The organism is Streptomyces sp. NPDC001492, from assembly GCF_053597275.1.
Map to the genome: position 1 here is coordinate 1 of NZ_JBSFHW010000115.1, position 1,944 is coordinate 1,944.

General features: G+C 74.0%; 3 protein-coding genes. All 3 read left to right on the plus strand.

Translation table 11 applies throughout. The features are described 5' to 3' along the window. Positions 1-501 (plus strand): SDR family oxidoreductase (locus ACWC1K_RS50615; RefSeq protein ID WP_450840988.1); only part of this gene is annotated, 501 nt, incomplete at its 5' end. Continuing rightward, positions 498-1,127, plus strand: a complete 630-nt coding sequence (gene eda / locus ACWC1K_RS50620; protein ID WP_450840989.1) for a bifunctional 4-hydroxy-2-oxoglutarate aldolase/2-dehydro-3-deoxy-phosphogluconate aldolase — start codon at positions 498-500, stop codon at positions 1,125-1,127. The genes ACWC1K_RS50615 and eda, both read left to right, overlap by 4 nt. Then, positions 1,124-1,944 (plus strand): sugar kinase (locus tag ACWC1K_RS50625; protein WP_450840991.1); only part of this gene is annotated, 821 nt, incomplete at its 3' end. The genes eda and ACWC1K_RS50625, both read left to right, overlap by 4 nt.

Genomic DNA, 1,944 nt, shown 5'->3' on the forward strand with positions numbered 1-1,944 from the left:
GACATTCTGGTCAACAACGCGGGCACGATCCGCCGCGCCCCGGCCGCCGCACACGCGGACGCGGACTGGGACCTGGTCCTCCAGGTCAATCTGAGCGCGCAGTTCGCGCTGGCCCGCGCGGTCGGTGCGTCGATGGTGGCGCGCGGGCGGGGGAAGGTCATCTTCACCGCGTCGCTGCTGAGTTTCCAGGGCGGTATCACGGTGCCCGGCTACACCGCGGCCAAGCACGGCGTCGCGGGGCTGACCAAGGCGCTGGCCAACGAGTGGGCGCCGCACGGTGTCAATGTCAACGCCATCGCGCCGGGCTACATCGCCACCGACAACACCCAGGCCCTCCAGGACGACCCGGTGCGCAGCAAGGCCATCCTGGACCGCATCCCGGCCGCGCGCTGGGGCAGCGCCGACGACCTCGCGGGCGCCACCGTGTTCCTGGCGTCGGACGCGGCCGCCTACGTCCACGGCACCGTCCTCCCGGTCGACGGCGGATGGCTGGGCCGATGACCGCCGACCTCACCGACCTCCTCGGCGGGACGCGGATCGTGCCGGTCCTGACCGTGCCCGATGCCACCACGGCCGCCCCGCTGGCCCACGCCCTGGCCGCGGGCGGCGCCCGCTGCGCGGAGGTCACCTTCCGCACCCCGGACGCCGAACAGGTCGTGAAGGCGATGGCCGCCCAGGGCGACCTGGTCGTCGGCGCCGGTACGGTGCTCACCGCCGAGCAGGCGGAGCGGGCCGTGGAGGCGGGGGCGCGCTTCGTCGTCTCCCCGGGACTGGATCCCGAAGTCATCGCCCTGTGCCAGGAGTTGGGAGTGCCGGTGCTGCCGGGCGTCGCCACCGCGACCGAGGTGATGTACGCCCTGCGGGTCGGCCTCGACACCGTCAAGCTCTTCCCCGCCGAACCGCTCGGCGGCCGGGCGATGCTGCGGGCCCTCGCAGCGCCCTTCCCCGGGCTGCGGTTCATGCCGACCGGCGGGATAGACGCCGCGGCTCTGCCCGGCTACCTCGCGGAACCTTCCGTTCTCGCGGTGGGCGGCAGCTGGATGGCCACCCCCGCCCTCCTCAGGAGCCGCGACTACGCGGAGATCCGCCGGCTGACCGCCGACGCGGTGGAAAGGAGCACGCCATGACCGACGTGATCGCCCTCGGCGAGGTCATGCTGCGCTTCGATCCCGGTGAGGGCCGCATCCGCACCGCCCGCAGCTTCCAGGTGTGGGAGGGCGGCGGCGAGTACAACGTCGTGCGCGGACTGCGGCGCTGCTTCGGACTGCGCACCGCCGTCGTGACCGCGCTCGCCGACAACGCGGTGGGCCGTCTCGTCGAGGACCTGATGCTCCAGGGCGGCGTCGACACCTCGCTGATCCGCTGGGTGCCCGACGACGGCATCGGCCGCACCGCCCGCAACGGTCTCAACTTCGTCGAACGCGGCTACGGCATCCGCGGCGCGCTCGGCGTCAGCGACCGCGCCCACACCGCCGTCTCCCAGCTGCGCAAGGGCGACATCGACTGGGACACCCTCTTCGCCACGAAACCCCGCTGGTTCCACACCGGCGGCATCTTCGCGGGCCTGTCGGACACCACGGTCGACGTGGCCGACGAGGCCATGGCCGCCGCGCGCCGGCACGGGGTCACCGTCTCCTACGACCCCAACCACCGCCCCAGCCTCTGGGCCGGCCGAGGCGGACCGGAGCGGGCCCGCGAGGTCGACCTGCGGCTGGCCCGGCACGCCGATGTCGTGGTGGGCGCCCTCGGCCTGGCGGGCGAACACCCGGGCGCCGTGCGGTTCGCCGCCGATCAGTTGCCGGACACCCTCGCCGCGGTGGCCGACCTGCTGCCCGGCGCCCAGGTGCTCGCGACGACCCTGCGGGAGGTGCCCTCGGCGGGCGTGAACGACTGGACCTCGGCGGCCTGGTCCGCCGAGACCGGCTACGTCACCGGACCCCACAT

Excerpts from the sequence above, each read along its gene's own strand:
- eda (WP_450840989.1), top strand. The coding sequence starts at position 498 with ATGACCGCCGACCTCACCGACCTCCTCGGCGGGACGCGGATCGTGCCG.